This window comes from Streptococcus sp. 27098_8_51, from assembly GCF_041432205.1.
In the GTDB taxonomy this organism is placed as follows: Bacteria; Bacillota; Bacilli; order Lactobacillales; family Streptococcaceae; genus Streptococcus.
On record NZ_JAPVZE010000026.1, the window covers coordinates 1 to 2,678 of the forward strand.

General features: G+C 42.9%; 4 protein-coding genes. All 4 read left to right on the plus strand.

The window, feature by feature from the left end; all coding sequences use genetic code 11:
* A partial coding sequence (locus O3622_RS09935; protein ID WP_371607411.1) for a lysostaphin resistance A-like protein occupies positions 1 to 290 on the plus strand: 290 nt, incomplete at its 5' end.
* A 68-nt stretch (positions 291 to 358) separates the two neighbouring features.
* Positions 359 to 655, plus strand: coding sequence for a bacteriocin immunity protein (locus tag O3622_RS09940; RefSeq protein ID WP_049477587.1), 297 nt, complete (start codon positions 359 to 361; stop codon positions 653 to 655).
* A gap of 131 nt (positions 656 to 786) precedes the next feature.
* Complete coding sequence (locus O3622_RS09945) at positions 787 to 1,773, plus strand: rhodanese-related sulfurtransferase (protein WP_001030023.1); 987 nt, start codon at positions 787 to 789, stop codon at positions 1,771 to 1,773.
* Between the two features lie 120 nt (positions 1,774 to 1,893).
* A partial coding sequence (locus O3622_RS09950) for a DUF4299 family protein (protein WP_371607412.1) occupies positions 1,894 to 2,678 on the plus strand: 785 nt, incomplete at its 3' end.

The window sequence follows — 2,678 nt, forward strand, 5'->3', positions numbered from 1 at the left end:
TTCCACTGATGGAAGAGTTAATCTATAGAGGATTACTGCAACACGCCTTTTTTAAAGATTCGAGATTTGCTCTTGATTTGCTTCTTCCGTCCATTTTATTTGCTCTCCCTCATTTTTCAAGCCTTCCTAGTCTGTTAGATATCTTCGTCTTTGCAACATCTGGAATCATTTTTGCTGGTTTGACCCGTTATACCAAGAGCATTTATCCTTCCTATGCGGTGCATGTGATCAATAATATTGTAGCGACATTGCCATTTCTGCTGACGTTTTTACATAGGGCGTTTGGGTAAAATACTGGCTGGAGAGTTAGGAATTATAGTTTTTCAATTTATAAGTGAATTTCAGGAGGGAAATGAGTATGACACCATTAAAATGGTTCGATGGAGGTAGAGAAAGGCGTTGTGAAGCGATGACCATCATTGATCATCTATTGGAAGATATAAAGGCTGCGCCTCAACTTACTCCCTTGAAAAATCAGTTAGTGATTTATAAAAAACGATTAAAGGATGATGGAACCTCTACTCCATTTATTCTGAGCCAAATGAACGTTGACATCTCACGTGTGTTGATTGACAATAAGCTGGGTTTGTCAGAAAGTCAAGCTAAGCAAATCAAAAAATTGAGAGAATTATCTGCGATTCGCTATGGTTACTGATGAAGTGCAGGGGTAGGACTCTTTCAACAATTTCCGGTCAAATAAATTGCATTCGTTTTCTCAAGTGGGTATACTAGTATAGTTGAATGAAAAATTCTGAAAATTTAAGAATAGAAAAGAGAACAAATCTTATGGCAAAAGATATTCGTGTCTTACTTTACTACCTCTATACTCCAATTGAAAATGCAGAGCAATTTGCTGCAGACCACTTGGCTTTCTGTAAATCAATTGGCCTCAAAGGCCGTATCCTAGTCGCTGACGAGGGAATCAACGGAACAGTTTCAGGTGACTACGAAACAACTCAAAAATACATGGACTACGTTCACAGCCTCCCAGGCATGGAAGACCTCTGGTTCAAGATTGACGAAGAAAGTGAACAAGCTTTTAAGAAGATGTTTGTTCGCTACAAGAAAGAAATTGTCCACCTTGGTTTGGAAGACAACGACTTTGATAATGACATCAACCCACTTGAAACAACAGGTGCTTACTTGTCTCCAAAAGAGTTTAAAGAAGCCCTTCTTGACGAAGATACAGTTGTCCTTGACACACGTAACGATTATGAGTACGACCTAGGACATTTCCGTGGGGCTATCCGCCCAGACATCCGCAACTTCCGTGAGTTACCACAGTGGGTCCGCGACAACAAGGAAAAATTCATGGACAAGCGTGTCGTGGTTTACTGTACAGGTGGGGTTCGCTGTGAGAAATTCTCAGGTTGGATGGTTCGTGAAGGCTACAAAGATGTCGGCCAATTGCACGGAGGAATCGCAACTTACGGTAAAGACCCAGAAGTTCAAGGTGAGCTTTGGGATGGGAAAATGTACGTCTTTGACGAGCGTATTGCCGTCGATGTTAACCATGTTAACCCAACCATCGTAGGGAAAGACTGGTTTGATGGAACACCATGTGAACGTTATGTCAACTGTGGAAATCCCTTCTGTAACCGTCGTATCCTAACATCAGAAGAAAATGAAGACAAGTACCTTCGTGGATGCTCACACGAGTGCCGTGTTCACCCACGCAACCGCTACGTCTCAGAAAATGAATTGACACAAGCAGAAGTGATCGAGCGTCTAGCAGCTATCGGTGAAAGCTTGGATCAAGTCGCTACTGTATAAAGCAAACAGCCCTTAGGGGCTGTTTTTCTATGCTTTTTATCTAAAAATCTAAAATTTGTTTCTGTATCTTTCAGGAAAATAGGTTATACTATATGTAAACGATTTCAAAGGAGGCCAGTTATGGCGAAAACATTTTTTATCCCAAATAAAGAAAGCATTCTAGGACAACAGGAGGTCTTGACTGCCAAGTCTATCTTGGCCTTGGTGGAGGGTTTGGAGTCACACAGTTATGATGCGGTCTATCTCCGTCAGCCCCTCAATCGTCTCGAGTATATCGAGTGTGGGATTGTAGGTCAGTCGCAATTTCTCTTCAAGGTGAACTATGCGGATAGCCGAAAAGGCTATCAAGTGGTGATTCCAGACTTCCTTACCAGAGCGGACTGGGAGATTGTAGAAGCTCTCCTCCAAGCCCTATCAAACAAGTTGGGGCAAGTGGTAGAAGGGCTAGAAGGCTTTGATTTTGAAGCTTATTTCCGACAAACGGTCAAGCATTATCTATCTGACAAAGCGGCTCGTCTAGTATATTGCCAAGGGCTCTTGGCCCCTATCTATCTCAATAAGGAATACCTCGAGAGCTTTTTGGCTGAGGATGGATTGGCACGTTTTGAAGAACTGGTCAAGAAGGTTCAAGGCTCTGATGCCTACCTTGCCAGTGTAAAATTTTACCCAGACGCCCAAGGCAAGGTACACGGTATCTACCACCTAGCCCAGGGAGTCAAGACGATTTTACCTAAGGAGCCCTTTGTGCCAGCACCCTATACCGAGCAGCTAGCAGGCAAGGAGCTTGTTTGGGAGATTGACCTAGTGACGATTTCTGGTGATGGGTCCAAAGCAGAAGACTACGAATCCATCGCTCGCTTGGATTATACAAGATTCCTAGAGTCGCTACCAACAGCATTTTACCA

Excerpts from the sequence above, each read along its gene's own strand:
- O3622_RS09940 (WP_049477587.1), top strand. The coding sequence starts at position 359 with ATGACACCATTAAAATGGTTCGATGGAGGTAGAGAAAGGCGTTGTGAA.
- O3622_RS09945 (WP_001030023.1), top strand. The coding sequence starts at position 787 with ATGGCAAAAGATATTCGTGTCTTACTTTACTACCTCTATACTCCAATT.